We start from the raw sequence: 25,300 nt of genomic DNA on the forward strand, positions 1-25,300 counted from the left end.
CGCGCGGGCGAAGAGTGACCTGCTCCGGCTATTTGCGCTTAATTTATTAGTGATCGATATAAAATTATTGAGCCTGGCCGTCAGGCTGCGCTAGGATCGGCCCTGCTTTAGGACTAAGCCGCTCTGCGCCGCGGCTGATGGCCTGGGACACCCTCTTTTCACGTCGGTCGCAGGGAGGCAAGTGAAGTTATGACCAGCAGCATGTTTCATTCGCGTAACGACCTAATGAAGCTCCTCGAACTCGCCCAGTGCTGCATCAAGGCCAGCAGTGACAAGGAGGAGGTCGACCAGGTGGTCGAACTCGCCAAAAGCGTCATTCCTTTCTCATCCCTGGTGATCTGCCTCGACAACATTGCCACGGCGGATCCGCAGACCGGCCGGCAGTTGCTCAATTACGGCTACAGCGCCGAGTGGGTCGAACTGTACTTTCGCAAGTCGTTTCAGCTGCAGGATCCGATCCTGAAGCTCGCGCAACAGGAGTCCGGGGCTTTTTCCTGGGCGTTGGGCTACGCCCAGAACGTCGCCAGCAAGGAGTTTCTCGGCTTGTCCCAGGACTTCGTCGGTAACAACGGCATCGCCTGTGCGGTCAGCGGTCGCACGCGTACCAGCACCACATTGATCTCCATGACGTTGCCGGACCACGAGCGGGCCGAGGATTACGTCGATGCCCTCGAATACCTGGCGCCGCACCTGCATGAAATATTCAACCGGCAGGGCAGCCTGAACCGCCACAGCCTGATGGCGCCGGATATTTCACAGCGCGAGCTGGAGGTGCTGCACTGGGCCAAGGAAGGCAAGAGCACCTGGGACATCTCCAACATCCTCAGCATTTCCGAGCGCACGGTGAAATTCCACTTCGGCAACATCTTCCGCAAGCTCGACGTGCTCAACCGCTCCCAGGCCATCGCCAAGGCAATTCATTTCGGGGTGATTGCGGTCTAGTAGGCGCGGGCGAGCGCCGGTTGCGGCTGATCGAGCGCATCGGTGAAGAACGGCGGCGCCACGGCGAGGAACGCCCGCAGGTCGATGCGTAGAGCCAGTGTCTGCACCCCGTCGGGCATCTGCACTTGCGGGCCGAGGCGATCACAAGGCAGGCCCTTGCTCAACAGCAGGCGATAGACGGGTTCCGCCACTACCACGTACCAATAGCGGGTTGCGGTGGCGAGCGACTGGTCGACGATGCCTTTGATCAAGAGGTCGAACACGCCGAAGCCACCGAGCTGCCGATGCCCACGGTAATTACGCGCGACCGCCAGGCGCGACACTTCCAGACTGTCCGGTTCGAAACGCGCCGCAACGCCGGGCTCAAGCAGGAAGTCGAAGCACTCGCTGAGCATCCACGGCGCACCGTATGGGGTGATGCGCAGGTAGCCGGCCGGTAGCCAGCGGTGGATGACAGCCACATGCACGCTGAAGGAATCGAAGCGATCGCGTTCCTGACCGTCCGCGCTGGGTGTCACCCAGCGCAGTTCGTGGGCGAACACCGCCTCGCGCAATTGCCGACAGGCCGGCAACTGGCTCAGGCGGTCGCTGACCAACAGCTTGAAATCCCGTGAATGAGCGGCTTGCGAGTGTGCGTGCATGATCGTCTCCCCGGCGCTGGAATGTGCTGGGGAGGGACTGTAGAAGCGCTTTTACGCAACCGGCAGCTGTCTGATCGGGCAGTTGCCGGTTATTTCCAAATAACCCTACCGCGGGTTCAAGGGCGGTCGATCGGGTAGTTCGGGAAGGGGTTCTTGAACTGGATGTTCGGGCTCAGCTGGGTCAGCAGCGGGTCAACCTTGAGCAGGGTGATGCGCCATTTGCCTGGAGCCACGGCTTTCAGGCCGAGGGTGTTGTTACTGACGAACAGCTGAGGGCCGGGTGTCGGGTCGAACGGCTTCGGATCGCCGGAAACCGCGGTAATGTTTTGGTGCACCATGACGTTGAAGTTCAGCTCGATGGTGCCAGTACCGGCCAGCCGCCCGCCGTTGTACTTGCTCATGTAGGGCGCGCTCAGGGAAAACGAAGCGCTGTCGCGAATGCTCGCCAGACCCTGGGTGGCGATTGCCAGTGCGGCGGCGCGGCCATTGGAGATGTTGCCGCCGATATTGATGTGGATGCCGTTGTCGACGGTTTCATCGAAGCACTTTTCCACCTTTTCCAATACGCCCGGTTGCAGCTTGTGGTTGGACGCCTCTGGAATGCACAGGAAGAACCGACGAACCACTTGGTTGGCCTCGAAGTAGGCACTCTGCCGGGTCAGGCTGTCGCTGATGAACGTCAGGTTGGCGAGCTTCTCCATCAGCGGCGGTTGGCCGCGTAACGAATCCGCCTGGGCGAACGAGGGGCTGGCCAGGCCAACGGCGAACAGCACAAGGGTGGCGCGAAGGGTCGGGTGCATGGTGTCTCCTCAGGATGGTGTTGATGGGGTGTGGGGTTTGTCGGCGAGTGGATAGGCGCGGGTGGAACCAGGCTCCTGGCGGGTCCAGTTGCGCACGTCATGCTCGAGGGTGGAGTCCTTAAAAATGGTGAAGTCCGGGCAGGCAAAGCGGATGCTGCCGACCCGCGTCAGAATCGGCTTGTAGCCTTGCAGACCCGCGTTGTTGAGCACGCAGCCGATCTGCTTGACCGCGCGGAACAGCTTGACGTTGAGCTGTGCCTGGCTGTCGCCGATCATCTTGTGCAGGTGCTCGCGCTCGACCCAGCCGAGGCTCATCGGGTCGGTTGCGGCATCGCCGTTGAGTGTCTGGCGCGCCTGTTGCTGCTGGCAGAACTCGCGGGCCAGCAACAGCAGTACGTAATGGTGCACGCGCTCGCCCAGGTCGAGCTGGCGGTCGCCCAGGTCGATCAGCAGCTGAACGTGCCAGTCGTCAGCGCTGACCTTGAAGATGAAACGTGGCGCGGCGACCTCGGCCAGGCGCTTTGCAGGAGCCGGCACCTCGGTCGTGTTATCAGGCGCGTGGGTGTCGAAGGAGTACGCCGCGGCAGTGGTTTCGCCGCTGACTGACAGCCCCGTCAACTGGCTGATCGCTTCGGCGTAGCGGCTGGCCTTCTGCGCATGGGGAATGGCGTAGTTGCTCAGCAGTTGATTGAGCGCCAGCGGGTTGCCCTGGGCAGGACCGGAGAAGACCGCGCCGTGGACGAACTGGATGCCGTTGGCGATCGCCGACATGCTGTTCGCCAGGGCAAAGCCATGGCGGTCATTGCCCTTGAAGGCGAGCGCCGGGCCGGTCTGCGGCAAATCGGGAAACTGCTCGAGCAGGTGGTTCAGCAGATTGCGAACGCCCAATGGCGTGAGGCGGGCTTGCTGGTCACAGAGCGTGATGCGGGCAATGCCGACGTGCTGGGCGAACTCGACGCATACCTGCAGCTGCTGCGGCGACGCGCCCGGGGCGTCCTGCAGCACCAGGCATTGCTTCAGCCCGTGGCGCTGCAGGCAGTGCGCGGTGTCGATCAGCGCTTCCAGTTGCTCGCCAATCTGCTCGCAACTGCGTCCGCCAAGCTGCACGCGTAACTGAATGCCGCATTGCGGATGGCGCTCGGCCAGACGTATCAGCCGCTCGAGGTCCGGTTGTACCGGTGCGTCCAGCCAGGGCGTGAGGCGCGGGGCGCGTTCGCGCAGCTCTAACAGCAGCTCGTCCAGATCGGCTTCGTGGCCATGCAGTCGGCCCAGCACCAGGTCGGTGACGGGCGACTGCGCCAACTGGTCGACGACCGCCAGCCAATGCGCGCGGCTATCCGCCGCGAGCAGGCAGGGGGTGTGGTCCACGCAGCCGCGAAACGAAGCAGGCAGCGGGAAGCGGTTCCAGTCGCTAAATTCGGCGAAGTGGGCCGTGGCGGTGGGTTGCCGGTTCATGCCTTCTCCCTTGGCGAGTCAGACAACACGGGTGGATGCCGGCACGGGCGTGGCGTGACCGCGCCAACCGAGCGCTTTGCTCAGCAGCAGACCCAGCAGCGCGCACCAGATCACCACGAAGCCGGCCAGGGCGAAGCTGCCGACCGGCTCGGCGAACAGCAGCACCGCGAGCAAAAACATCAGGGTCGGGTTGAGGTATTGCAGGAAGCCCACGGTGGTCAGCGACAGCGTCTTTACCGAAGCGATGTACAGCCACATCGGTACCGTGGTGATCAGGCCCAGCGCGATCAAAAGGCCCCAGTCGCCGAGCGAGTACGCGATTTGCGGCCCGGCCTGCAGGCTGTAAATCAACAAGGCACTGGCGGGAATCGCGGCAATCATGGTTTCCATGCCCAGGCCGATCAGCGCGGGCACCGTCGAACGTTTCTTCACGGCGCTGTACAGCGCGAAACTGGCCGCCACGGTCAGACCAACCCAAGGCACCTGCAGCACCGGGTTGGAGCAGACGATCAGCAGCACGCCGACCAGGCAAAGCCCGCCGGCTAGCCATTCGCGGCGGCCGCTGGGTTCGCCGAACATGCAGTGGGCAAGCAGCACGCTGAGCAACGGCGACAGGTAGTAGCCGAGGCTTGCGTCCAGCAGGCGATCGTTGGCCACCGCCCAGATCACCAGAAACCAGTTGCAGGCGATCAAGCCGCTGCTCACCAGCAGCAACCCCAGCTGGCGGGGGCTGCGTAGCACCTGCACGGCCTGGCCCAGGGCGCCGCCCAGGGCGAGAAAGAGCATGCACCAGACCAGCGAGCCCAGCACCCGGTAGGCGAACACGTCCCATACCGGCAGGTGGGCGAGCAGCTTGAACAGCAAGGTGGCCGATGCCCAGAGGACGAAGGCGCTGACGTTCAGCAGCAGCGCCCGCCGTGGGCAGTCAAGCGAGGCGTGCGGCGCGAATGGATTGGGCATGCTCGGGCTCACTCAGTCGCGCGTCAGGCTGACCTTGCCCAGCGCCTGGCCGGATTCGGCATAGGCGTGGGCAGCGGCGATCTCGCGGTAGGCGAACCGGCGCGGGTCGACCAGGGCGCGCAGCTGCCCGCTTTCCGCCAGCTTGGTGGCTTCGGCGAGGATGAAACCGTGATGTTCCATGCCCACCCCGGTCGCCATCGGCCAGGTCATGTTGACGCAATGCACCGTCTGCTTGCGCGCCCAGGCGACCGTCATGTCCAGCTTGCCCATGGCCAGCACGGTGACCACGGTGCCGCCGACGCGGGTGGCCAGCAGGCTCTGCTCGAAGGTTTCGCCGCCCACGGTGTCGACCACCAGGTCGAAGCCGACGCCCTCGGTGCAGCGCTCGACGTACTGGGCGACATCCTGTTCGCGGTAGTTGATGGTCTCGTCGGCGCCGTATTCGCGCGACAGGGCGGCTTTCTCGGCACTGCTGACGGTGGTATAGACCGTGGCGCCTTTCCACTTCGCCAGTTGCGCGGCGACATGGCCGACCCCACCGGTGCCGCCATGCACCAGTACGCGGTCGCCGGGCCTGATCGACGCCTTGTCGATCAGGCCTTCCCAGGCGGTGATCAGCACCAGCGGCAGCACCGCGGCTTCGGCCATCGACAGGTTGCTCGCCTTGCGGGCCACCAGGGCGGCGTCCACCACCATGAAATCCGCCAGCGCACCCTGCCGCCCGCGTATGCCACCGGCGCAGCCGTAAACTTCATCGCCCACGGCGAAGCCCTGCACGCCCTCGCCAATGGCTGTCACGCGGCCGGCGAAGTCGCCGTGCAGGATTGCCGGAAAGTCGTGGGTGAAGGTCGGGAAGTCGCCGCGCCGCAGTTTGTAGTCCAGCGGATTGATGCCACTGGCCGCCACCTTTACCAGCAATTGGCCGGGGCCAGCCTGCGGCGCAGGTAATTCGACTTCTTCAAAGATGTCGGCGGGGCCGAAGCCATTGATCACGAATGCTTTCATAGCGAATACTCACAGGTGTGGGTGATGAAACTGTCCATCAGGTCATTGAAGCGGGCGGGGTCTTCCACGTGCGGGCAGTGGCCGCAGCCGTCGAACAGCACCGTCTGCAGGCTGCCTGGGGCGAACGTCGCCGGGCGCGCGCAGGCGTCGGCATCGATAAAGGCGTCCTCGCGGCCTTGCACCAGCAGCACCGGTACCGGGCTGACTGCCAGCAACGCGACTTCATCGGCGAACGCACCGCTGCCGAGGCTGGCGCCCAGGGCGCTGCGCACCTGCGGGTCGGTGCCGCGAATGAGATTTTCCACGTGGTGCAGCTGGTGCTGATCCAGGCGCGCCGGGTTGACGAACGCGCGGGCCAGACGCATCACCTCGGCGTCATCGAGTTCAGCCTGGAACACCAGGCCATCCGCCGGGTTGGGGTGAAACAGCTGGCCGGCATTGCTGGCGTTAAACGGCGGCGCGCCGATCAGCGCGAGCCCGCGGATGCCATTCAGGCGCGGCAGTGCTTCGAGCGCCGCATGGCCGCCGAGGCTGTGGCCGAATACCAGGTAGTCGCGCAGCTGGGCCTGTTCGATGAACTCCACCAGCGCATCGGCATACCCGGCGAAGCTGTACTGGCTGGGCGTCAGCGGCGCCGACTGACCGTGGCCAGGCAGATCGAGGGCGATCAGCCGATAGCGCGCACCGAGTGCCTCGAACTGCGCGGCGAAGGCGACAGCGGCCGATGAGTTGCCATGCAGCAACAGCACGCAGGGGCCGTTGCCGTCGCTGACGAGGTAATGCAGCGGGCCGGTGGAAAGCTGGATATGGGCAGATTTCATGAAACCACCTCTGCGGCTGAAATGAAGTCGAGCAAGCCCTGATGCAGCTTGCGTTGCAGAAGGCCGATGCACGCCTCGTCCATCAGCGGTGTGGGGAAGGTGAAACACAGCGACAGCGATTCGCCAAAGCCGGTGATGTGCAGCGCCACGGCAAAGTTGCCGGCCACCCGCGAGGCAGCGTTGGCGTAATCGAACAGCTGAAACTCGCGGTACTGCGGAAAGCGGATTTCGCCGTGGTTGGTCAGCGCGATGCCGTGGAGAAAACCCTGTTGTGAACGCAGCGACTGAATACGCGAGCGCATCGCTTCCAGGCCTTGCCCGGGCTGGCGTTCGGCCTGGGCCGGTAGGCTGGCTTGCAGCTGGCGTTGATAGTCGATGGCCAGGCTGAGCAACGAACGGCCTTCCACCTGCAGGCACTGGTTGGCCACGCCGATAAAGCAGCCAATGGCCTCATGACCGATGGGCCGAGCGGCCCGCCGACGCAGCGACACCGCGGTGTTGATGCGAATCTGCGTGCCGAAGTCGAGCTCGCCGGCGGCTTTGAGTAGCGCGCCGGCGAACAGCGAGTTGAGGCTCAGGCCCTGGGCTTTGGCCAGCTGGCGCAGCTCGCGGCTGGTGGCGCTGTCCAGCACCAGGCGGCGCACGCCGGTGCGCCGGCGTGCCAGGGGTTCGTTATGGAAAAAGCCGACAGCTGCGGGTGTCACGCACGGCTGTATCGGTTCCCGCGCGGGGGCGAGATGGTCTTCCAGGGCGGCCGCCAGTGGCACCTGCTGCTCGCTCGGGTGGGCGCCGAACTGCTGGCTTTCGCACAGGCTGAGCAGCTCGCCGAGCAACTGGGTCAGGCTGACGGCATCGGTGATCGCGTGGTGACAGGTCAGCAACAGGTGATGGTGGCTGCGGTCCGGCGTGGACAGCAGCAACAGCCGCCAGAGTTGCCGCTGCGCATCCAGCACGCTGTCGAGCTGGCGCTGCAACAGCGTCGCGGGCGAATGACCGGTGGGCAGGGTATGGCTCTGCACGCGAATCTGGCTGAAGGGTACATCGGCCTTGAAGTGCAGTGCCTGCGCCTGTTCGACGATGCGGCTGTGCAGCAGCGGGTGGCGCAGGTGCAGGGTCTGCGCGGCAGCGTGCAGGGTGGCCGCCGACAACGTGCCGGTGAAACTCAGCAGGCTGACGGTCTGCGTGCTGCCGTTGAGCTCGTGCATCAGCGCCATGCTGGTTTCGATCTGGCCGAGCGGGCGGCTCTGCACGGTGGGTGTTGGGGTCGCGATCATCCGGCCAGTTGCTCCACCTGGGCCTGGCGCACGCTTGGGTAGTGGCGTTCGAGCAGGGCTTCGAGGCTGCGGGTATCGCCCAGATGGCCGCGGCAATCGACAAACAGGTCGGGACGTACCAGCAGGAATTCGCCTTCGACCAGCTGCCAGGCGTCGCGCAGTTGCTGTTGCGGGTCGGTCACGCAGCTGGCAAGCGCAAGCCCGGCCACCGGTTGCCCCAGCCAATGAATGCGCAGGCGCGAATGCAGCGGCTGCACCAGGGCCAGCAGGCGTTCGAGCGCCTGCTCATCCGGCTGTTGCGGCGCCACTATCAGCAGGCTGTGCTGCGCCTGGCCAAGTAGCTGCAGGTCTTTCTGCGCTTCGCTATAGGGCAGTTGGCAGCCGGCCTGCATGTCGCTCAGCGGCGTGCCGTAGTGCAACGTCAACCCGGCGGTCTCCAGGGGAAAGCGGCGGATGAAGGCGCGGTTGGCCACGCGTGGCAGGTAGGCCTGCTCGTCCACGGGCTGGTGGCGGTTCAGGCGGGCAATCAGCGACGTGGATTTGTCGGTCTTGGCCAGCAGGTTACGGGTGTTCTGCTCGCGCTCTTCGACATAGGACTGCAGCAGCGCATCGTTGCCCAGGCCACTGAGGCGATAGCCAAGCTTCCAGCCGAGGTTGAACGCGTCAGCAATGCCGGAGTTCATACCGAACCCGCCAATCGGGCTGAACAGGTGCGCCGCGTCTCCGGCGAGAAACACGCGACCGCGGCGAATGGTGCTCGCCGAGCGGTTGTAAAAAGGGGCGCTGGACAACCAGATAGGATCGCTGACCCGCAGCCCAAAAATCTCGTAGCGCGCGATGTAGGCGCGGATTTCCTCCAGGCTTGGCTTGTAGCCGGGCGCGCACTGTTCGTTCACCTTGATGACAATGCGGTGATAACCGTCCTTGAGCGGCAGCAGAATCAGGAAGCCGTCGTCGCGGATGAAGTAGAAGCCTTGCTCCTTGGCGCCATCCCATTCGATCCGCAGGTCGGCAAGGATGAAGTGCATGTCGTAGTCGTAGCCGCTGAACTCCAGCCCCAGCTCGCTGCGCACCTTGCTCAGGCCGCCGTCACAGCCGACCACGTAGCTGAAGCGCTGGCGCTCGACACCGCGCGGAGTGCGCAGCTCGACACTGACATGATCGTCCTGCTGGCTCAGGCCGAGCAGTTCGCACTCACGCTCGAGCGAATGGCCGAGGCGCTGCAGCTGCGCTTCCAGCACCCGCTCGGTTTCCGGCTGCGGCAGCATCAGAAAGAACGGAAACTTGCTCGGCAGGCGCGCGAAGCGCGCGCGCATCAGCGGCCGGTTGTCGTAGACCAGGTTGATCACTTCGGTTTTGTGGCCCAGGCCGACCAGGGTTTCGGCGACACCCAGGTCGTCCAGCAGGCTCAGCGAAGCGGGGTTGATGCTCAGTGCCTTGGAGCCGGACGGCTCCTTCGCGCGCTTCTCGATCAGCCGAAAGCCGATGCCGAAGCGTTGCAGTTGCAGGGCCAGGGTCATGCCGGTCGGGCCGCCCCCAACGATCAATACATGCGGTTTCATCTACGCGATTCCTCTTTGCCGGTGGGTGGTCGGCGGCTCCAGCCGAGCCGCCGACGCCGTGCGACTCAGATGTTGGTGCCCTTGAGGATGGCGTCCGGGTAGCGTTTGCCGGCGATGGCCTGGGGCGCGAAGATCTTGCCCAGCATGGCCGAGGCGGCGACGTCCAGTTGCAGGTCCTGCGCGGCGAAGTTGCCGGCCAGATACTTGATCCGCTTGGTGCCGGGAATCACATGGAGGTTTTCGTACTGGTCCAGCAGCCAGGCCAGCGCCAGCTGTGCAGGCGTGCATTCCAGTTCGCCGCTGAGCTCTTCGAGCGCCTTGACCAGCTGCAGGTTGCTGTCCAGGTTTTCACCCTGGAAACGCGGCAGCTTGGCGCGGAAGTCGCTGTCGGCGCTGGCCTGTTCGATGTGCTCCTTGGTGATGGCGCCGGTGAGGAAGCCGCGACCCAGCGGGCTGTAGGCGACCAGGGCAATGTTCAGTTCTTCCAGGGTCGGCAGGATCTGTTCTTCCAGGTCGCGGCTCCACAGCGAGTATTCGCTCTGCAGTGCGGCGATCGGGTGCACCGCATGGGCCTTACGCAGGGTCTCAGCCGACACTTCGGAGAGGCCGATGGCTTTGATCTTGCCTTCCTGCACCAGCTCGGCGAGTGCGCCGACGGTTTCTTCGATCGGCGTGTTGGGGTCGCGACGGTGCACGTAGTACAGGTCGATGCAGTCGGTGTTCAGGCGCTTCAGTGATTCCTCGCAGGCCTTCTTGACGTATGCGCGGGAGCCGTCGATCAGCAGGTTGTACTTGTCGCTCGGGTCGCGGTAGATGCCGAACTTGGTTGCCAGGAGGAGCTCGTCGCGGCGGCTGCCGAGCTGCTTGATGAACTTGCCCAGCAGTTCTTCGTTATGGCCGCGGCCGTACATGTCCGAAGTGTCGAAATGGCGGTAGCCGAGATCGAGGGCAGCGTGCAGGGTTTCCAGGGATTGCGCGTCATCGGTTTCGCCGTAGAACTCGCTCATACCCATGCAGCCCAAGCCGACTGCCGGGACGCTCTTGTTCGCCAGGATTCTGTTCATATCGCTCTCCAAATAAGGGGTACGCGCCGCGATGCCAGCGGCCAGGGTTGAAGTTGCACGTTACCGAGCCTGCCGCGTGGGCATCACTGTTCGAACGGACAGGTCGGGGCAGGTAAAAGAAAGGGAGACCGGCGGGCCGGTGCTCCCTTCAAGGGGAATGGGCGAATCGCGCCGCTTTCAAGCGGCTTCGATGATGTTCCAGTTGCGTTGCTGACACAGGTCGCGGGTCGCCTGGTCGGGGTTGACCATCGCCGGGTAGCCGACCTGTTCGAGCATCGGCACGTCGGAAATGTCGTCGCCGTAGGCGTAGCAGTGCTGCGGCTGCAGACGGTGCTCGCGGGTGAACGCCAGGACGCCGTCGGCCTTGCCCTGGCCGATGGTCGGGCGACCGAGCAGCCGCCCGGTGTAGCAGCCTTCGCGAACCTCCAGCGGCGCAGCGATCAGAAAGCCCACGCCGAGCTCTTCAGCGAGCGGTTCGAGAATCGCCGCGAAGGAGCCGGAGACCAGCACGGTGCTCGCGCCCTGGCGCTGGTGCCAGCGGATTTCCTCAAGCATGCGGCTGAAGAACAGTCCGTCGTTGCGCCGGACCTGGGCGTACCAGGCACGGCCAAGGCTGCGCACCAGCTCGACGTCGAGGCCAGCGTAGATGCTGTAGTAGAAGCGATTGATCGCCTCGCGCGGCTGGCCCTGGTCGATCATCTGCTGCAGCGTCTGGCGGTATTCCTGCACCCGAGCGGACTCGGCGATGCGCAGGTGGTCGATCAGGTAGTCGAGAAAGCTGAACATGCTCTTGATGCTGATCAGCGTGCCGTCCACATCGAAGAATGCCGACCAGCCATGGGCGTTTTCAGGCGCGCTTTTCATGGCTGACCTCCGGATGCAGCTCGCTGTGAATGGCCGCTACAGCCAGGCCGGCTTCCTTCTGCGCGATGAAGGCATCGGGGTAGGTGGAGAACTTGGTCTTGACCACGCAGCAGGTCTGCTGGGCCTGGATGATCGACATGCGTACCTCGAAGCGCTGTGAGCCGCTGCGTGCGCTGACCTTGTGCTCGAGTACCTCGTAGAGAATGGTCATCGGCAGTGGAAAGACGAAGCGCAGGTATTCGGTGTCCATGGTGTTGATCACGAAATAACTGCTGTGCGGCTCGTTCTGCAGGTAGAACTCTTCGCTGACGGCAAGAAAGGTCTGCCGCGCAGCTTCGGTGAGCACCATGCCCTGGATGTGCTGGCCGGTGATGTGGTCGCTCATCTCGGCGCAGCGTTCGTCGAGCAGCACGTCGACCTCGTAAGAGTTGTGGGTCAGCCGGCGCGGCATGCTGATCATCGAGTTCTGCTGCTGGTGCTTGTGTGCATGGGCGCGGCCCGCTTTGAGCGGTTTGGCGAAGTCCGCCAGCCAGGGCTTTTTCAGCGATGCGGTTTTATCCAGCAGACGCCCGATCTGTTCCTCGGAGACGCCCTGACCCAGTTGAAAACGCAGGTTGCGTTCGTTGAGCAGGTCGCCATCAAGAATGGCCTCCAGCTCACTGACGGCCATCACGTGCGCGTTTTCGGCGAACAGTTTGAATTTGTCGCCGACGATGAAGATTCTTTCCACAGACATAGCGGTTTCCCTTTAGCGAATGGCCTTGAAAAGCATTGGTGCCGGATGATTGAGGACGGCAGTCAAGGAGCCGCTGGCATCCGCGTGCTTCTCCGAGCGCGCTTCGATGGTCGGCGGCGCCAGCTAAGCGCGTGTATTAGCTAGCGATCGCTAAAGTAGTCGTGCGAGTGGTCTCTGTATATTTCAAGACATTTCAGCGCATAACAGCTGGGAAGGGCGCGCGTTGCAGGCGCGCAGGTGGCAGGGTCAGGCGGTTGGCCAACCGGCCATGGCCTGGTTGGCCATGGCGTGCAGCTCGGCTGCATCGGCGCCGTCGCGTGCCTGGATCGACATGCCCTGGATGATCGCGCCGAAGAAGCGCGCCAGGCTGTGGCAGTTGGTGCTGGCGGGCAACTCGCCGCTGTCCTTGGCTTGCTCGAATCGCTGGCTGATGGCGCCGAGGGTGGCAACCCGCAGTTCGCGCATGGTGTGCGCCATCTTGTGGTGCAACGCGGCGCTCGCCACCAGGCCGGTGGAGACGATGCAGCCGGGCGGATGGGTATGGGCGGTGAACTCGTCGGCGGCGTTGCGCAGAATCTGCTGGGCGAAGCTGCGTGCGTCGCTGGCCTGTTCTAACGCGTTTCGAACGAAGTTACCCGGCCCTTGCAGGTACAGCTCAACCACTTCCAGATAGAGTTGTTCCTTCGAGCCGAAGGCGGTGTACAGGCTGGGTGGCGCGATGCCCATGGCCTGCACTAGATCGGCGATCGAGGTGCCTTCATAGCCCTGTTGCCAGAACAGCTGCAGCGCCGTGTGCAAGGCATCCTCGCGATTGAAGCTGAGAGGCCGCCCGCGCCTAGAATTTCCGTTGGTCTTTTTCATAGCGGTCATTATTTAAATCGCGGATATGACTCGTCAAGGGCAGCTGCGCGCGCCGCGCGGTTTACCGGCAACCTTGTTGCGCAGCACTCATGAGCCACCGAGCAGTGGGTACGCATTAACGGATAGGGGTATCTCTGCGGGCTGGCCAGCATGGCGTGGCAGTGCACGCCAAGACGTGCTCAGAGGATTTCGTCGATCTGGATGATGGGCTGCAGGTCGGTGTAGTTGGGGATGTCGCTGAGCACCCATTCACGGTGTTCGCTCATCACCTGGGCGAAGGCTTCCGGCGAGCGGATATGGGTGTTGAGCAGGCACAGGTAGGCGGCAGCAGAGCCGTCTACCGCCTGCAGACCGCGCCGAAGCTCGGTGCGCAATACGTTGTCGCCGAGCAGCTCGAGCATCATCGGGATGTGGCGGTCGCGGTAATAGGCGAAGTCGAATCGACAATCCGGTTGGTTCGGATACAGCACGGTAACGCAATACATGGTGGACGCCTCATGCGAGCGGAGGCGTCAGTATGGATAGCCCTGGAAACAGCTCGCCAGTGTCCGAATGGACAGCTGGCGAACGGGCTTAGCGTACCTGCACGACAATCTTGCCGACCGCCTTGCGCTGACCAAGGGTGTCGATTGCCGCAGCGGTCTGTTCCAGCGGGAAGGTCTGCGAAACCAGTGGCTTGACCTTGCCTTCGGCGTGCCAGGCAAACAGCTGCTGAAAATTCGCGGCGTTGTCCTGCGGCTGGCGTTGGGCGAACGCGCCCCAGAACACGCCAACGACCGCAGCGCCCTTGAGCAGGGTCAGGTTGACCGGCAGTTCGGGAATGCGCCCGCTGGCAAAACCGACCACCAGCAGCCGGCCATTCCAGGCAATGCTGCGCACCGCCTGGTCGAAAAGGTCGCCGCCGACCGGGTCGTAGATCACGTCCGCACCCTGGCCGCCGGTCAGGCGTTTGATTTCGTCCTTCAGGTTGCCGTCGGTGTAGTTGATCAGTTCGTCGGCACCGGCAGCCTTGGCTACCTCGAGCTTTTCTGCGCTGCTGGCCGCGGCGATGACCCGGGCGCCCATGGCCTTGCCGATTTCGACGGCTGCCAGACCGACACCACCGGACGCGCCCAGCACCAGCAGAGTTTCGCCGGCTTGCAGATTGGCACGCTGCTTGAGCGCGTGCATCGAAGTGCCGTACGTCATGCCGAACGCGGCAGCGCTGGCAAAATCCATACTCGCCGGGATCGGGATGACGTTGTAGCCCGGCACCGCGACCTGCTCCGCGAAGCTGCCCCAACCGGTAAGCGCCATGACCCGATCGCCGACGTTCAGATGACTGACTTTTTCGCCGACGGCGCTCACCACGCCTGCCGCTTCTCCGCCTGGGGAAAACGGAAAAGGCGGTTTGAACTGATACTTGCCTTCGATGATCAGGGTGTCGGGGAAATTCACGCCCGCGGCGTGCACGTCCAGCAGGATCTCGGTCTTCTTCGCTTCGGGGCTGGCGATTTCTTCCAGTACCAGGGTTTCGGCGGGGCCGAAGGCTTTACACAGCACGGCTTTCATCGGGCTTTACCTCTGCGGGTGACGGGGCTTGCAGTGTAGGTGCGAGCGACTCAGGGTCAACGAGCATCGCTGGTTATGATGGTCATGCATAAGCATTGGGCTTGGGCCGCGAGGTTGCTGTGGCTATGCTAGGGTGCGTTCTCGACGGCCCCGCGTTTACCCGTGCCGGCTGGGCTTGTGAGCACTTGGCGCGGCGAAGGTACCTGTTGCAACGCATACCCATAGGTCTTGGAGAAACACCCGTGAAAGTCTGGATCGCATTGCTGTTGGCGTTTTCCCTGTCGTCTATGGCGCAGGCCGAGGAAGACGAGGAAGCCACAGAGGCCGCTGCGCCGGTTGTGGCTTACATCGGGCTGATGCCCGCGCTGGTCGGCAATTTTGGCGCGGGGCCGAAGCTCAAATTCTTCAAGGCGGATATTTCGCTGCGCGTCACCGGTACGGATGTCGAGGCCTTGGTCAAACACCACGAACCCCTGATCCGCAATCAGCTGGTGATGCTGTTTTCCCAGCAAACCGAAGCCACCATGAACGCGCCCGATGCCAAGGAAACCCTGCGCAAGGAAGCGCTCAAGCAGGTGCAGGATGTACTGACCCAGGAAGAAGGGAAGCCGCTGGTAGAAGACCTGCTCTTCAACAACCTGATCATCCAGTAGGCAGTGCGCAGAGCGTTGACTGTCTCAGCGCAAGGCCAGGATTGCGGCCCACTGGTCATCGCTGACCGGCATTACCGACAGTCGACTGCCTTTTTGCACTAGCGGCAGCTCGAGCAGTGCAGTTTGTGCTTTCAATTCGGCGAGGGGCAGCACCCGCGGAAAGGCTTCGACGTAGTCCACATCAAGCGCGCTCCACGGATTTTTCTCGGGGCTTGCCTTGGCATCGAAGTAATGGCTGCTTGGCTCAAGTGCGGTAGGGTCGGGGTAGGCTGCAGTGATGATGCGAGCGATGCCGGCGATGCCTGGCTCGGGGCAGCTGGAGTGATAGAAGAAGAACAGATCGCCGATCTGCATGCTGCGCAGGAAATTGCGGGCCTGGTAATTGCGCACTCCATCCCAGCGCGCGTGACCGAGCCGTTGCAGGTCGTGAATGGATAGTTCGTCGGGCTCCGACTTCATTAGCCAGTAAGGCATGAACTTTGCTCCTGAGGTTGGGTCCTGTAGCGGACTGGGCGTTTAGCCTGCTCGAAAATAACTGCCGCGCGGTCCACCGTGCGCCTATGCCTGTAGGGGGAGGCATTCGATGAAACGTAAACCTGATCTACTGTGGGTGTTGGTTGTCCTGTTCAGCCTGGGGGTGGTTACAACCGGTTACACCCAGAGCCAGTGGGACAATCAAGCTGATATACCGGCTATCCAGTCGCAAGCTGCTGGCTGATCCGCTTGCACCGCAAGGAACGCGGTGCCGCCATTAATGCCAGTCGTTAATACCAACCTTTGTCCGTCACAGTCGCATCCAGCGGCACGTCCCAGCTGGCGGTAGCCAGTCGATCCACCTGCTGACACCCATGAGCCAAACCCAGCAATGTCGGTTTGTGCCAATTTTTGCGCATTTTTCGGTAAGCCAGGCTGCGGTCGTAGAAACCACCGCCCATGCCCAGGCGCCCGCCAAACCGATCGAACCCAACCAGCGGCAGTAGCACCAGGTCCAGCGCCCAAATTTTGCGTTGCCGCTTTGGGTTGCGCCTAGGTTCGGCGATACCAAAGCGATTGGCGATCAGCGTCTCGCCTGGACGTATCCGCTGAAACACCATTTTTGTGCGCGGCCAGGGGCTGAGTACGGGCAGATAGGTGGCTTTGCCGCGACGCTGGGCGGCGCTGAGGAGTGACCGAGGATCGATTTCGCCATCGTTGGGCAGGTACAGGGCGATATGCCGGGCGCGACGAAACAGTGGATGATGGGCCAGCTGTCGATAAAGCGCTTGGCCGGCCTGACGCTGCGCCACGGCACTGAGCGCGCGGCGTTGTTGGCGCAATTGGCGGCGCAACTGAGGGCGGGAGAAAGCGTTGGCTTCGAGCATGTTTACATGCAGGCCCTATCGCCCGGGGCAGGCAATAGGTAAGGAAATTTGACTCCCCGACGTGCCGCTGTCGGCTTAGCCCTTGAACCCGAAAGTTCAAGGTGGAGGTTGCAGGAGGCGTTAAGGCTTTCCGTCAGGCGGACATGCACACCGGCCCCGACATGCAACCCCCGGGTTTGTGCGTATCGGCTCAGGGACATCACCAACTGGCGCACACTCCAGGGAGCGGTCGCCAGTATACCCCAATCCTCGCTTGCAATCAGACCCCTTGTCCGTCCGCATCGCTGGCCAGGGCATGGTCGACCCGAACCAGCAGGTCGCGGACATGGTCGCGGGTGGACGTGGCTTGCCGATCGAGGTGCTGCTGTTTGTGCAGCAGGTCGTGGGTGATATTGAGTGCGGCCATCACGGCGACGCGGTCGGCCCCAATGACTTTGCCGCTGGAGCGAATCTCGCGCATCTTGCCATCCAGATAGCGCGCAGCGCTTTCCAGGTTGGCACGTTCATCGGCGGGACAAGCGATGCAATATTCCTTGTCGAGAATTTGCACATTTACGGTGTTCGACTGGGTCATTAGTCCTGCTCCAGGGCTTTCAGGCGCGAAATCATCGATTCGACCTTATGCCGGGCCATTTCGTTCTTTTCGATTAAATGGGCGCGTTCCTCGCGCCAGGCCTTTTCGTTCGCCAGGAGAACCCGGTTGTGGGCCTTGAGCTGCTCGATACGCTGGATCAGCTGGTCCAGCTTGGTCGTAAGGGCATGCAGATCGGCGTCTTCCATGGGGTCTCGCTAAGGCAAGTGTTGACCGGACTATATAGGCTTGTCCCTAAGTAAGGTCAAACCTGTCGGCGTGCGTCGATGGTCTTGGCGCGCTTGCCGGTGCTAGGATACGAGGCCTCCATTCTAGTGATTGCGCCGCTTGGCGCCTAGTTATCTATGCCAACTTCAAGCTCCCCGTACGCCGCATTTGCCGCCCTGCTCGCCAGCAGCGGCCACTCCGTTTCCCCCGCCGAATTGCATGGTTTGCTGCTGGGTCGCAGCTGTGCCGGCGCCGGCTTTGCCATCGATGACTGGCTGGTAGACGCCGCCGAACTCCTCGGCGCCGCGCCGCAGGACACCGTACGTCAAGCCCTGATCGGCCTGCAGGAAATGGCCAAGGGCGAACTGTCCGGCAGCGAAGTGACGGTGGTTCTGCTGTTGCCTTCCGATGACGCGCCGCTGAGCGAGCGGGCCGTCGCGCTTGGCCAGTGGTGTCAGGGCTTTCTCGGCGGTTTCGGCCTCACCGTGCAAGACAAGGCCTTGAGTGCCGAGGCCATGGAAGTATTGCAGGACCTTTCCGCCATCGCCCAGGTGCAGAATGCCTTGGAAGAATCGGAAGACGGCGAAAACGACTATATGGAAGTGATGGAGTACCTGCGGGTTGCTCCGTTGCTGTTGTTCAGCGAGTGCGCCAAGCCCGTCGCACCGGCCGCCAAACCGTCGCTGCACTGATTGCCAATCCGTTTGAAGTGAGCCGAATCGCCCATGATCAGCATCCCCAAGTCTGAATACGCCCGTCGGCGCAAGGCGCTGATGGCGCAGATGGACCCCAACAGCATTGCCATCCTGCCTGCTGCGCCGGTCTACATCCGTAACCGCGATGTCGAGCACATCTACCGTCAGGACAGTGATTTCCAGTACCTCTCCGGCTTTCCCGAGCCGGAGGCGGTGATCGCGCTGATTCCCGGACGCGAGCATGGCGAATACGTGCTGTTCTGCCGCGAGCGTGACCCCGAGCGTGAATTGTGGGATGGCTTGCGGGCCGGTCAGGAAGGCGCGGTCAGTCAGTACGGCGCCGACGATGCGTTTCCCATCGGCGATATCGACGACATCCTGCCGGGGCTGATCGAGGGTCGCGAGCGGGTGTATTACGCCATGGGCACCAATCAGGAGTTCGATCGTCACCTGATGGAATGGATCAACGTGATCCGCTCCAAGGCGCGCCAGGGCGCGTCGCCACCCAATGAATTTGTCGCGCTCAACCATCTGTTGCATGACATGCGCCTCTACAAGAGCGCCGCGGAAGTGAAGGTCATGCGCGAGGCTGCGGAGGTCTCCGCGCGCGCCCATGTGCAGGCGATGCGGGCGAGCCGCGTCGGGTTGTTCGAATATCACCTGGAAGCCGAGCTGGATTACGAATTCCGCAAGGGCGGGGCGAAGGTGCCGGCCTACGGTTCGATCGTCGCCGCCGGCAAGAACGCCTGCATCCTGCATTACCGCGAAAACGATGCGCCGCTGCGCGATGGGGAGCTGGTGCTGATCGATGCCGCCTGTGAAATCGACTGTTACGCCAGTGACATCACCCGCACCTTCCCGGTCAACGGCAAATTCAGCGCCGAGCAGAAAGCGATCTACGAACTGGTGCTGGCTTCCCAGGAAGAGGCGTTCAAGCACATCGCACCCGGTAAGCACTGGAACGAAGCCCATGAAGCCACCGTGCGGGTAATCACCAGCGGGCTGGTCGAGCTGGGGCTGTTGCAAGGCGATGTCGATGAGCTGATCTCAAGCGAGGCCTACAAGGCGTTCTATATGCACCGCGTCGGCCACTGGCTGGGCATGGACGTGCATGACGTCGGCGATTACAAGGTCGGCGGCGAGTGGCGGGTATTGGAAGTCGGCATGGCGATGACGGTCGAACCGGGCATCTATATCGCCGTGGACAACCTCAATGTCGCGAAGAAATGGCGCGGCATCGGGGTGCGCATCGAAGATGACGTGGTGGTGAGCAAGACCGGTTGCGACATTCTCACCGCTGGCGTGCCGAAGACCGTCGCCGAGATCGAAGCGCTGATGGCTGCCGCTCGCAACGAGGCCGCTTAACAACATGCCGGTCGAACTCGCGATCATCGGTGGCGGCCTGGTCGGCGCCAGTTTGGCCCTGGCGTTGCAAGCCGAGGCCAAGCGGCGCGACTGGCGGATCAAGCTGATCGAGCCCTTCACTCCGGGCGCTGGTTATCAGCCCAGCTACGATGCACGTTCGACGGCATTGTCCTTTGGCACCCAGCAGATTTATCAACAACTGGGGCTGTGGTCGGCGATCAGCGCACGCGCCGAACCTATCACCCAGATCCACGTATCCGACCGCGGCCGCTTCGCCGCGGCCCGCTTGAGTGCCGAAGCGGAGGGCGTTCCGGCGCTCGGCTATGTGGTAGAAAACGCCTGGCTGGGCGAATGCCTGTGGCAAGCGCTGGATCAGACGGTCGTCAGTTGGCGCAGCCCGGCGGAGGTGACGCGCATGGAGCCGGAGGTCGATGGTTATCGGCTGACCTTGAACGATCAGTCCAGCATGCGCTGCGATCTGGCGATTCTGGCGGACGGCGGTCGTTCCGGTCTGCGAGAGCAATTGGGCATCGGCATCAGCCACACGCCTTATGGGCAGAGTGCGCTGATCACTAACGTCAGCCCGGCGGATGCCCATGGCGGCCAGGCGTACGAGCGCTTTACCGAAGATGGGCCGATGGCGATGCTGCCGCTGACGGATAACCGCTGCGCAGTGATCTGGACACGTGTCGCGGCCGATGCCGAACGTCTGTTGGCGTTGACTGATCGCGAGTTCCTCGCCGAGTTGCAGCAGGCATTCGGCTACCGGCTCGGCGCGCTGCGCCAGGTCGGCAGCCGCCATCTGTACCCGCTGGCACTGATCGAGGCGCAAGAGCAGGTCCGCCCCCATCTGGTGGTGCTGGGCAATGCGGCCCACAGCCTGCACCCGATTGCCGGGCAGGGTTACAACCTGTCCCTGCGCGATACCCTGGCGCTCGCGCAAACCCTTATAAACAGTACGGCTGCGCTCGGCGATTTCGCGACGTTGCAGCGCTATTTGTACGCTCAGCAGGCCGATCAGCAGCTCACCGTGGGTTTTTCCGATCAGGTCACGCGGCTGTTCAGCAGTGGCGAGCCGGTGCTCGCTGCTGGTCGCAACCTGGGCCTGCTCGGCCTCGATCTGTTGCCACCGGCGAAACGCTGGTTCGCCCGCCAGGCCATGGGCCTTGGCACCCGCGCAGAGTCTTGAACCATGTCGGCGAATAAACTGGCGCGCAAGGCGCGGCTGCTGCGCTGGGCGCTGAATCTCTATCCGCCCTATCTGGGCGCAGGTGTGCGGGTGCGGCAGATCAGCGCGGACTTTCGTCAGGTGCAGGTGAGGATGGGCCTGGGCTGGTATAACCGTAATTATGTCGGCACCCAGTTCGGCGGCAGTCTGTATTCGATGACCGACCCGTTTTTCATGTTGATGCTCATGGAAAACCTCGGGCGTGATTTCATCGTCTGGGACAAGGCCGCGCGCATCGACTTTATTGCCCCCGGCAAAGGCCCGGTGTACGCCGACTTCAGCATCGACGAACAGTTGCTGAGCGACATTCGCCAGCACACCGCAGACGGCGACAAGTATCTGCCCGAACTGCATGTGGACGTGCGCGACGGCAGCGGCACCCTGGTGGCGCGGGTGCACAAGACCCTTTATGTGCGGCTCAAGCCGCGCGCTCGGCAGGCAGCCTGAACAAGGAACATGTGATGCATGCGGATCTGATCATCGTCGGTGCCGGTATGGTTGGCAGCGCGCTGGCCCTGGCCCTGCAAGACCAGGGTGTGGAAGTTCTGCTGGTCGACGGCGGTTCGCTCAGCGTCGAACCCTTCGATCATGCGGCGCCCTTCGAAGCCCGGGTTAGTGCGCTGTCGATGGCCAGCCAGCGCATTCTCGAGCGGCTAGGTGTGTGGCAGGGCATAGTCACGCGGCGCAGCAGCCCTTATGGCGACATGCAGGTGTGGGACGGTTCCGGTACTGGCCAGATCCATTTCAGCGCTGCCAGCGTGCATGCCGATACGCTCGGCCACATCGTCGAAAACCGGGTCGTACAGGACGCGTTACTCGAGCGTCTGCATGACAGTAGTGTCGGCTTGCTGGCCAATGCGCGGCTGGAGCAGCTGCGCCGCTCCGGGGACGATTGGCTGCTCACCCTGACTGACGGTCGGCAACTGCGTGCGCCTTTGCTGATCGCCGCCGACGGTGCCAATTCCGCGGTGCGTCGCCTGGCCGGCTGCGCCACGCGCGAATGGGATTATCTGCACCACGCGATCGTCACCAGCGTGCGCTGCGCGCAGCCGCATCAGGCCATGGCCTGGCAGCGTTTCACCGATCAGGGGCCGCTGGCGTTTCTGCCGTTGGCCGACGCGCGCGAGGGTGGAGTCGACGAGCAGCGCTGGTGTTCGATTGTCTGGTCGACCACGCCGGCAGAAGCCGAGCGCCTGATGACGCTGGCCGACGCCGATTTCTGCCGCGAATTGGGCAAGGCCTTCGAGTGGCGTCTTGGCGAGGTGCTGCAGGCCGATGCGCGTCTGTGCATCCCGCTGCGGCAACGGCATGCCAAACGCTATGTGGAGGAGGGCCTGGCGCTGATCGGCGATGCCGCCCACAGCATTCACCCCTTGGCTGGCCAGGGCGTCAACCTGGGCTTTCTCGATGCAGCGGTACTTGCCGAAGTGCTGTTGCACGCCCTGGCGCGTGGCGAACGCTTGGCTGACGAGCGCGTGCTGAGCCGCTACGAGCGCCGGCGCATGCCGCATAACCTGGCGATGATGGCGGCGATGGAAGGCTTCGAGCGCCTGTTCCAGGCCGACCCGATGCCGTTGCGCTGGTTGCGTAATGCCGGCCTCAACTGGGTTGATGACCTGCCCGAAGCCAAGGCGCTGTTCGTGCGTCAGGCGCTTGGCCTGTCGGGTGATCTGCCGGAGCTGGCGAGACGCTGACGTCGGCAGACGTTGTGCGGCTCACTTGCGAAACCTGACGGCGGTCTGGGATGTGATGAGCCCGGCGTCGGTCGCCTTGCTCGTTGCTTATGTCCGCTTACATCTGTCGTCACGGGAAAGTTGAGAAACTAAATAGCATTCACTAGTATTTGGCCTCTCAACTCATCTTTGCTCAAAGAGGCAAGATACATGCAGGTAAGCAAGCGTTTGTTCGCCGCTCTCACCCTCACCGCACTGGCTGGCGCCGTACAGGCCGCCGATGAAGTGGTGGTTTATTCGGCGCGTATCGACGAGCTGATCAAGCCGGTTTTCGATGCCTACACGGCCAAGACCGGTGTGCCGGTGAAATTCATCACCGACAAGGAAGCACCGCTGCTTGCCCGCCTCAAGGCCGAAGGCGAGAACACCCCGGCCGACATGCTGATCACCGTGGACGCCGGCAACCTCTGGCAAGCCGAACAGGAGGGCGTACTCAAGCCTCTGGATTCGTCGGTCATCGAAGCCAATATCCCGCCGCAATACCGTTCCAGCACAGGCGCCTGGACCGGGCTGTCGTTGCGCGCGCGGACCATTTTCTATTCCACCGAGCGGGTCAAGCCGAGCGAGCTGTCCACCTATGAAGCCCTGGCGGACGACAATTGGGAAGGCCGCCTGTGCCTGCGCACCAGCAAGAAGGTCTACAACCAGTCACTGACCGCTACCCTGATCGAAACCCACGGCGCGGCGAAAACCGAAGAAATCATCAAGGGCTGGGTCAACAACCTGGCCACCGATGTGTTCGCCGACGACACCGCGCTGCTGCAGGCGATCGATGCGGGTCAGTGCGATGTAGGCATTACCAACACCTACTACTACGGTCGTCTGCACAAACAGCAGCCAGACCTGAAAGTTAAGCCGTACTGGCCGAACCAGAACGATCGCGGCGTGCACGTCAACCTGGCCGGTGCCGGCGTCACCAAGCACGCGCCGCACCCGGAAGCAGCGCAGAAGCTGCTGGAGTGGATGACCACGGAAGAAGCACAGGGGCTGTTCGCGAGCCTCAATCAGGAATTCCCGGCCAACCCGAAGGTGTCGGCCTCCGAGGAAGTGAAGGCCTGGGGCAGCTTTAAAGCTGACGCCATTCCGGTAGAAGTGGCTGGCAAGCGCCAGGCCGAAGCAATCATGCTGATGGACCGTGCTGGCTGGAATTGATCCAGTAGTGCGAGGCCGGCTGGCGATACCGTCATTGGGTATCGCTCAAGCCGGCTAGGTCTGCCGTTATACTCGACGCCCCGGCTCAGCTCCGGGGCGTTGTGTTTGTGTCCTGAGGATTTTGCGTGGCCCACCCTGCCCAGCGTCGCTGGTATCCCATCGCGTTCGCCCTTGCGTTGCTGGTGTTGTTGCCGATCAGTGTATTGCTGGTCAGTTGGCATGACATTGACCGGCAGATTTGGGCGCACCTGTGGCAGACCCAGCTGCTGCGGCTGATCGGCAATACGTTGTTGCTGGTGACGGGCGTTGCCATTGGCGTCACCCTGCTGGGCGTCAGCCTGGCGTGGCTCACCAGCCTGTGCGAGTTCCCCGGCCGGCGTTGGCTGGACTGGGCGCTGATGCTGCCATTTGCGATTCCCGCCTATGTGCTGGCGTTCGTCTTCGTCGGCCTGCTCGACTTCGCCGGGCCGGTGCAAAGCCTGTTGCGCGACTGGTTCGGCAACAGCCTGCGTGTACCCAGTGTGCGCTCCAGCGGCGGGGTGGTCGTCGTTCTGGTGCTGGTGTTCTATCCCTATGTCTATCTGCTGGCACGCAATGCGTTTCTCGCACAGGGCAAAGGCCTGATGGAAGCGGCGCGGGTACTTGGGTTGAGCCCGTGGCAGGCGTTCTGGCGCGTTGCGCTGCCGATGGCACGCCCGGCGATCGGTGCTGGGCTGGCGTTGGCGATCATGGAAACCCTGGCTGATTTCGGCGCGGTGTCGGTGTTCAATTTCGATACCTTCACCACCGCCATCTACAAGACCTGGTACGGCTTCTACAGCCTCACCAGTGCAACCCAGTTGGCGAGCCTGCTGCTGCTGGCGGTGATGCTGGTGCTGTACGGCGAGCGCCGAGCGCGCGGCGCGGTACGCCCGGTCAATGAACGGCCGCGGGGTAAGGCGCTGTATCACCTCAGGGGTGGTCGCGCCCTGGCCGCGAGCGCCTGGTGTGGGCTGGTGTTTGCCTGCGGCTTCGTGATCCCGATGCTGCAGTTGCTGGTATGGTTCTGGCAGCGCGGGCGTTTCGATCTGGACGAACGATACAGCGCGCTGATTCTGCACACCCTGTACCTGGGCAGCATGGCCGCGCTGATCACGGTCAGCGCGGCGCTGCTGCTGGCATTCGCCCGACGCCTGGCGCCGACCCGGGTAATGCGTTCGACGGTGGGGCTGGCCAACCTCGGCTACGCGCTGCCGGGTTCAATGCTGGCGGTGGCCATCATGCTGGCCTTCAGCTACCTCGACCGCGAACTGGTGATTCCGTTGTCGAGCTGGTTGGGCGGTGCAGGCAAGCCGCTGTTGCTCGGCAGCCTGTCGGCTTTGCTGCTGGCCTACCTGATCCGCTTCATGGCCGTTGCCTACGGGCCTTTGGAAAACAGCCTGGCGCGAATTCGGCCATCGTTACCGGAGGCTTCTCGCAGCCTCGGCGTCGGCGGTATCAGCCTGTTCTTCAAGGTCTACTTGCCGCTGCTGGTGCCCGGCGCACTGTCCGCAGCACTGCTGGTGTTCGTCGACGTGCTCAAGGAAATGCCGGCAACGCTGCTGATGCGTCCTTTCGGCTGGGATACCTTGTCGGTGCGCGTGTTCGAGATGACCAGCGAGGGCGAATGGGCGCGCGCGGCCCTGCCGGCGCTGAGTCTGGTGGTGGTCGGTTTGTTGCCGGTGATCCTGCTGATTCGTCGCTCGGCGCGGCGGATCGGCTGACGGCAGTGCTGCCGTCGAGGTTCGGCGCCGGCATCG

Annotated in this window: 28 protein-coding genes and 1 other RNA gene; 10 read left to right on the forward strand and 19 right to left on the reverse strand. The window is 63.1% G+C overall.

Annotated elements, in window-relative coordinates; translation table 11 throughout:
• Window positions 1–189: 189 nt before the first annotated feature.
• Window positions 190–942, forward strand: a complete 753-nt coding sequence (locus ACX0MV_RS16790; protein ID WP_458983662.1) for a helix-turn-helix transcriptional regulator — start codon at window positions 190–192, stop codon at window positions 940–942.
• Here the strand turns inward: ACX0MV_RS16790 and ACX0MV_RS16795 are convergent.
• The 14 genes from ACX0MV_RS16795 to ACX0MV_RS16860 form a co-directional block, all read right to left on the reverse strand.
• The gene (locus ACX0MV_RS16795; RefSeq protein ID WP_458983663.1) at window positions 939–1,583 is read right to left on the reverse strand and encodes an acyl-homoserine-lactone synthase; all 645 of its coding nucleotides are present in this window, start codon (window positions 1,581–1,583) and stop codon (window positions 939–941) included. The genes ACX0MV_RS16790 and ACX0MV_RS16795 overlap by 4 nt on opposite strands.
• A 116-nt stretch (window positions 1,584–1,699) precedes the next feature.
• The gene (locus ACX0MV_RS16800; protein ID WP_458983664.1) at window positions 1,700–2,383 is read right to left on the reverse strand and encodes a hypothetical protein; all 684 of its coding nucleotides are present in this window, start codon (window positions 2,381–2,383) and stop codon (window positions 1,700–1,702) included.
• Window positions 2,384–2,392: 9 nt separating this feature from the next.
• On the reverse strand, window positions 2,393–3,838 hold the full coding sequence (locus ACX0MV_RS16805) for a hypothetical protein (RefSeq protein ID WP_458983665.1): 1,446 nt from the start codon (window positions 3,836–3,838) through the stop codon (window positions 2,393–2,395).
• A gap of 18 nt (window positions 3,839–3,856) precedes the next feature.
• Entirely contained in the window at window positions 3,857–4,798 is a 942-nt protein-coding gene (rarD, locus tag ACX0MV_RS16810; RefSeq protein ID WP_458983666.1) for an EamA family transporter RarD, read from the reverse strand.
• Between the two features lie 12 nt (window positions 4,799–4,810).
• Window positions 4,811–5,803, reverse strand: a complete 993-nt coding sequence (locus tag ACX0MV_RS16815; protein ID WP_458983667.1) for a zinc-dependent alcohol dehydrogenase family protein — start codon at window positions 5,801–5,803, stop codon at window positions 4,811–4,813.
• Window positions 5,800–6,624 (reverse strand): alpha/beta fold hydrolase, encoded by an 825-nt coding sequence (locus ACX0MV_RS16820; protein ID WP_458983668.1) that lies wholly within the window; start codon window positions 6,622–6,624, stop codon window positions 5,800–5,802. Before ACX0MV_RS16820 ends, ACX0MV_RS16815 begins: the two co-directional genes overlap by 4 nt.
• Window positions 6,621–7,898: a condensation domain-containing protein gene (locus tag ACX0MV_RS16825; RefSeq protein WP_458983669.1), complete on the reverse strand. Its 1,278-nt coding sequence runs from the start codon at window positions 7,896–7,898 to the stop codon at window positions 6,621–6,623. The genes ACX0MV_RS16820 and ACX0MV_RS16825 overlap by 4 nt, the downstream gene beginning before the upstream one ends.
• A complete protein-coding gene (locus ACX0MV_RS16830; protein WP_458983670.1) occupies window positions 7,895–9,460 on the reverse strand; it encodes an FAD-dependent monooxygenase in 1,566 nt (521 codons plus the stop codon). The genes ACX0MV_RS16825 and ACX0MV_RS16830 overlap by 4 nt, the downstream gene beginning before the upstream one ends.
• 65 nt (window positions 9,461–9,525) lie before the next feature.
• Window positions 9,526–10,524: an aldo/keto reductase gene (locus ACX0MV_RS16835; RefSeq protein ID WP_458983671.1), complete on the reverse strand. Its 999-nt coding sequence runs from the start codon at window positions 10,522–10,524 to the stop codon at window positions 9,526–9,528.
• Between the two features lie 177 nt (window positions 10,525–10,701).
• The gene (locus ACX0MV_RS16840; RefSeq protein ID WP_458983672.1) at window positions 10,702–11,388 is read right to left on the reverse strand and encodes an HAD family hydrolase; all 687 of its coding nucleotides are present in this window, start codon (window positions 11,386–11,388) and stop codon (window positions 10,702–10,704) included.
• Window positions 11,372–12,124 carry an AfsA-related hotdog domain-containing protein gene (locus ACX0MV_RS16845; protein ID WP_458983673.1) on the reverse strand — a complete coding sequence of 251 codons (753 nt, stop codon included), beginning with the start codon at window positions 12,122–12,124 and terminating at the stop codon, window positions 11,372–11,374. Before ACX0MV_RS16845 ends, ACX0MV_RS16840 begins: the two co-directional genes overlap by 17 nt.
• A 246-nt stretch (window positions 12,125–12,370) precedes the next feature.
• Window positions 12,371–12,994, reverse strand: coding sequence for a TetR/AcrR family transcriptional regulator (locus ACX0MV_RS16850; protein ID WP_458983674.1), 624 nt, complete (start codon window positions 12,992–12,994; stop codon window positions 12,371–12,373).
• 170 nt (window positions 12,995–13,164) lie between these two features.
• Window positions 13,165–13,470, reverse strand: coding sequence for an EthD family reductase (locus ACX0MV_RS16855; RefSeq protein ID WP_458983675.1), 306 nt, complete (start codon window positions 13,468–13,470; stop codon window positions 13,165–13,167).
• A gap of 88 nt (window positions 13,471–13,558) precedes the next feature.
• The gene (locus ACX0MV_RS16860) at window positions 13,559–14,536 is read right to left on the reverse strand and encodes an NADPH:quinone oxidoreductase family protein (RefSeq protein WP_458983676.1); all 978 of its coding nucleotides are present in this window, start codon (window positions 14,534–14,536) and stop codon (window positions 13,559–13,561) included.
• A gap of 242 nt (window positions 14,537–14,778) precedes the next feature.
• Here ACX0MV_RS16860 and ACX0MV_RS16865 point away from each other — a divergent pair, with 242 nt between their 5' ends.
• A complete protein-coding gene (locus tag ACX0MV_RS16865) occupies window positions 14,779–15,189 on the forward strand; it encodes a flagellar basal body-associated protein FliL (RefSeq protein WP_458983677.1) in 411 nt (136 codons plus the stop codon).
• A gap of 24 nt (window positions 15,190–15,213) precedes the next feature.
• Here ACX0MV_RS16865 and ACX0MV_RS16870 read toward each other — a convergent pair whose 3' ends face one another.
• A complete protein-coding gene (locus tag ACX0MV_RS16870) occupies window positions 15,214–15,663 on the reverse strand; it encodes an EVE domain-containing protein (protein ID WP_458983678.1) in 450 nt (149 codons plus the stop codon).
• 109 nt (window positions 15,664–15,772) lie between these two features.
• Between ACX0MV_RS16870 and ACX0MV_RS16875 the strand changes: the two genes are divergently transcribed.
• Window positions 15,773–15,907 carry a hypothetical protein gene (locus ACX0MV_RS16875; protein ID WP_458983679.1) on the forward strand — a complete coding sequence of 45 codons (135 nt, stop codon included), beginning with the start codon at window positions 15,773–15,775 and terminating at the stop codon, window positions 15,905–15,907.
• 46 nt (window positions 15,908–15,953) lie between these two features.
• On the opposite strand, the gene ACX0MV_RS16880 is transcribed toward ACX0MV_RS16875, so the two are convergent.
• From ACX0MV_RS16880 to ACX0MV_RS16895, 4 genes are all read right to left on the reverse strand, one after another.
• Window positions 15,954–16,550 (reverse strand): 5-formyltetrahydrofolate cyclo-ligase, encoded by a 597-nt coding sequence (locus ACX0MV_RS16880; RefSeq protein WP_458983680.1) that lies wholly within the window; start codon window positions 16,548–16,550, stop codon window positions 15,954–15,956.
• 49 nt (window positions 16,551–16,599) lie between these two features.
• Window positions 16,600–16,778, reverse strand: a non-coding RNA gene (gene ssrS, locus ACX0MV_RS16885) — 6S RNA.
• Between the two features lie 31 nt (window positions 16,779–16,809).
• Window positions 16,810–17,124 carry a cell division protein ZapA gene (locus tag ACX0MV_RS16890; RefSeq protein ID WP_458983681.1) on the reverse strand — a complete coding sequence of 105 codons (315 nt, stop codon included), beginning with the start codon at window positions 17,122–17,124 and terminating at the stop codon, window positions 16,810–16,812.
• On the reverse strand, window positions 17,124–17,330 hold the full coding sequence (locus tag ACX0MV_RS16895) for a TIGR02449 family protein (RefSeq protein WP_458983682.1): 207 nt from the start codon (window positions 17,328–17,330) through the stop codon (window positions 17,124–17,126). The genes ACX0MV_RS16890 and ACX0MV_RS16895 overlap by 1 nt, the downstream gene beginning before the upstream one ends.
• Window positions 17,331–17,486: 156 nt before the next feature.
• Here ACX0MV_RS16895 and ACX0MV_RS16900 point away from each other — a divergent pair, with 156 nt between their 5' ends.
• The 7 genes from ACX0MV_RS16900 to ACX0MV_RS16930 all read left to right on the forward strand — a co-directional run bounded on the left by ACX0MV_RS16900 (window position 17,487) and on the right by ACX0MV_RS16930 (window position 25,264).
• Complete coding sequence (locus ACX0MV_RS16900; protein ID WP_458983683.1) at window positions 17,487–18,041, forward strand: YecA/YgfB family protein; 555 nt, start codon at window positions 17,487–17,489, stop codon at window positions 18,039–18,041.
• 33 nt (window positions 18,042–18,074) lie between these two features.
• Entirely contained in the window at window positions 18,075–19,409 is a 1,335-nt protein-coding gene (gene pepP / locus ACX0MV_RS16905) for a Xaa-Pro aminopeptidase (protein ID WP_458983684.1), read from the forward strand.
• A gap of 4 nt (window positions 19,410–19,413) precedes the next feature.
• Entirely contained in the window at window positions 19,414–20,598 is a 1,185-nt protein-coding gene (gene ubiH / locus ACX0MV_RS16910) for a 2-octaprenyl-6-methoxyphenyl hydroxylase (RefSeq protein ID WP_458983685.1), read from the forward strand.
• Between the two features lie 3 nt (window positions 20,599–20,601).
• The gene (locus tag ACX0MV_RS16915; protein ID WP_458983686.1) at window positions 20,602–21,084 is read left to right on the forward strand and encodes a DUF4442 domain-containing protein; all 483 of its coding nucleotides are present in this window, start codon (window positions 20,602–20,604) and stop codon (window positions 21,082–21,084) included.
• 14 nt (window positions 21,085–21,098) lie between these two features.
• Window positions 21,099–22,331: a 2-octaprenyl-3-methyl-6-methoxy-1,4-benzoquinol hydroxylase gene (locus ACX0MV_RS16920; protein WP_458983687.1), complete on the forward strand. Its 1,233-nt coding sequence runs from the start codon at window positions 21,099–21,101 to the stop codon at window positions 22,329–22,331.
• 189 nt (window positions 22,332–22,520) lie between these two features.
• Window positions 22,521–23,522 carry an extracellular solute-binding protein gene (locus tag ACX0MV_RS16925; protein WP_458983688.1) on the forward strand — a complete coding sequence of 334 codons (1,002 nt, stop codon included), beginning with the start codon at window positions 22,521–22,523 and terminating at the stop codon, window positions 23,520–23,522.
• 125 nt (window positions 23,523–23,647) lie between these two features.
• Window positions 23,648–25,264: an ABC transporter permease gene (locus ACX0MV_RS16930; RefSeq protein WP_458983689.1), complete on the forward strand. Its 1,617-nt coding sequence runs from the start codon at window positions 23,648–23,650 to the stop codon at window positions 25,262–25,264.
• The last annotated feature ends 36 nt before the right edge of the window (window positions 25,265–25,300 follow it).

This window comes from Pseudomonas cistanchae (assembly GCF_054483635.1).

Coding starts and splice junctions, on each gene's coding strand:
- ACX0MV_RS16790 (WP_458983662.1), top strand. CDS start 190: ATGACCAGCAGCATGTTTCATTCGCGTAACGACCTAATGAAGCTCCTC.
- ACX0MV_RS16795 (WP_458983663.1), bottom strand. CDS start 1,583: ATGCACGCACACTCGCAAGCCGCTCATTCACGGGATTTCAAGCTGTTG.
- ACX0MV_RS16800 (WP_458983664.1), bottom strand. CDS start 2,383: ATGCACCCGACCCTTCGCGCCACCCTTGTGCTGTTCGCCGTTGGCCTG.
- ACX0MV_RS16805 (WP_458983665.1), bottom strand. CDS start 3,838: ATGAACCGGCAACCCACCGCCACGGCCCACTTCGCCGAATTTAGCGAC.
- rarD (WP_458983666.1), bottom strand. CDS start 4,798: ATGCCCAATCCATTCGCGCCGCACGCCTCGCTTGACTGCCCACGGCGG.
- ACX0MV_RS16815 (WP_458983667.1), bottom strand. CDS start 5,803: ATGAAAGCATTCGTGATCAATGGCTTCGGCCCCGCCGACATCTTTGAA.
- ACX0MV_RS16820 (WP_458983668.1), bottom strand. CDS start 6,624: ATGAAATCTGCCCATATCCAGCTTTCCACCGGCCCGCTGCATTACCTC.
- ACX0MV_RS16825 (WP_458983669.1), bottom strand. CDS start 7,898: ATGATCGCGACCCCAACACCCACCGTGCAGAGCCGCCCGCTCGGCCAG.
- ACX0MV_RS16830 (WP_458983670.1), bottom strand. CDS start 9,460: ATGAAACCGCATGTATTGATCGTTGGGGGCGGCCCGACCGGCATGACC.
- ACX0MV_RS16835 (WP_458983671.1), bottom strand. CDS start 10,524: ATGAACAGAATCCTGGCGAACAAGAGCGTCCCGGCAGTCGGCTTGGGC.
- ACX0MV_RS16840 (WP_458983672.1), bottom strand. CDS start 11,388: ATGAAAAGCGCGCCTGAAAACGCCCATGGCTGGTCGGCATTCTTCGAT.
- ACX0MV_RS16845 (WP_458983673.1), bottom strand. CDS start 12,124: ATGTCTGTGGAAAGAATCTTCATCGTCGGCGACAAATTCAAACTGTTC.
- ACX0MV_RS16850 (WP_458983674.1), bottom strand. CDS start 12,994: ATGACCGCTATGAAAAAGACCAACGGAAATTCTAGGCGCGGGCGGCCT.
- ACX0MV_RS16855 (WP_458983675.1), bottom strand. CDS start 13,470: ATGTATTGCGTTACCGTGCTGTATCCGAACCAACCGGATTGTCGATTC.
- ACX0MV_RS16860 (WP_458983676.1), bottom strand. CDS start 14,536: ATGAAAGCCGTGCTGTGTAAAGCCTTCGGCCCCGCCGAAACCCTGGTA.
- ACX0MV_RS16870 (WP_458983678.1), bottom strand. CDS start 15,663: ATGCCTTACTGGCTAATGAAGTCGGAGCCCGACGAACTATCCATTCAC.
- ACX0MV_RS16875 (WP_458983679.1), top strand. CDS start 15,773: ATGAAACGTAAACCTGATCTACTGTGGGTGTTGGTTGTCCTGTTCAGC.
- ACX0MV_RS16880 (WP_458983680.1), bottom strand. CDS start 16,550: ATGCTCGAAGCCAACGCTTTCTCCCGCCCTCAGTTGCGCCGCCAATTG.
- ACX0MV_RS16890 (WP_458983681.1), bottom strand. CDS start 17,124: ATGACCCAGTCGAACACCGTAAATGTGCAAATTCTCGACAAGGAATAT.
- ACX0MV_RS16895 (WP_458983682.1), bottom strand. CDS start 17,330: ATGGAAGACGCCGATCTGCATGCCCTTACGACCAAGCTGGACCAGCTG.
- ACX0MV_RS16900 (WP_458983683.1), top strand. CDS start 17,487: ATGCCAACTTCAAGCTCCCCGTACGCCGCATTTGCCGCCCTGCTCGCC.
- pepP (WP_458983684.1), top strand. CDS start 18,075: ATGATCAGCATCCCCAAGTCTGAATACGCCCGTCGGCGCAAGGCGCTG.
- ubiH (WP_458983685.1), top strand. CDS start 19,414: ATGCCGGTCGAACTCGCGATCATCGGTGGCGGCCTGGTCGGCGCCAGT.
- ACX0MV_RS16915 (WP_458983686.1), top strand. CDS start 20,602: ATGTCGGCGAATAAACTGGCGCGCAAGGCGCGGCTGCTGCGCTGGGCG.
- ACX0MV_RS16920 (WP_458983687.1), top strand. CDS start 21,099: ATGCATGCGGATCTGATCATCGTCGGTGCCGGTATGGTTGGCAGCGCG.
- ACX0MV_RS16925 (WP_458983688.1), top strand. CDS start 22,521: ATGCAGGTAAGCAAGCGTTTGTTCGCCGCTCTCACCCTCACCGCACTG.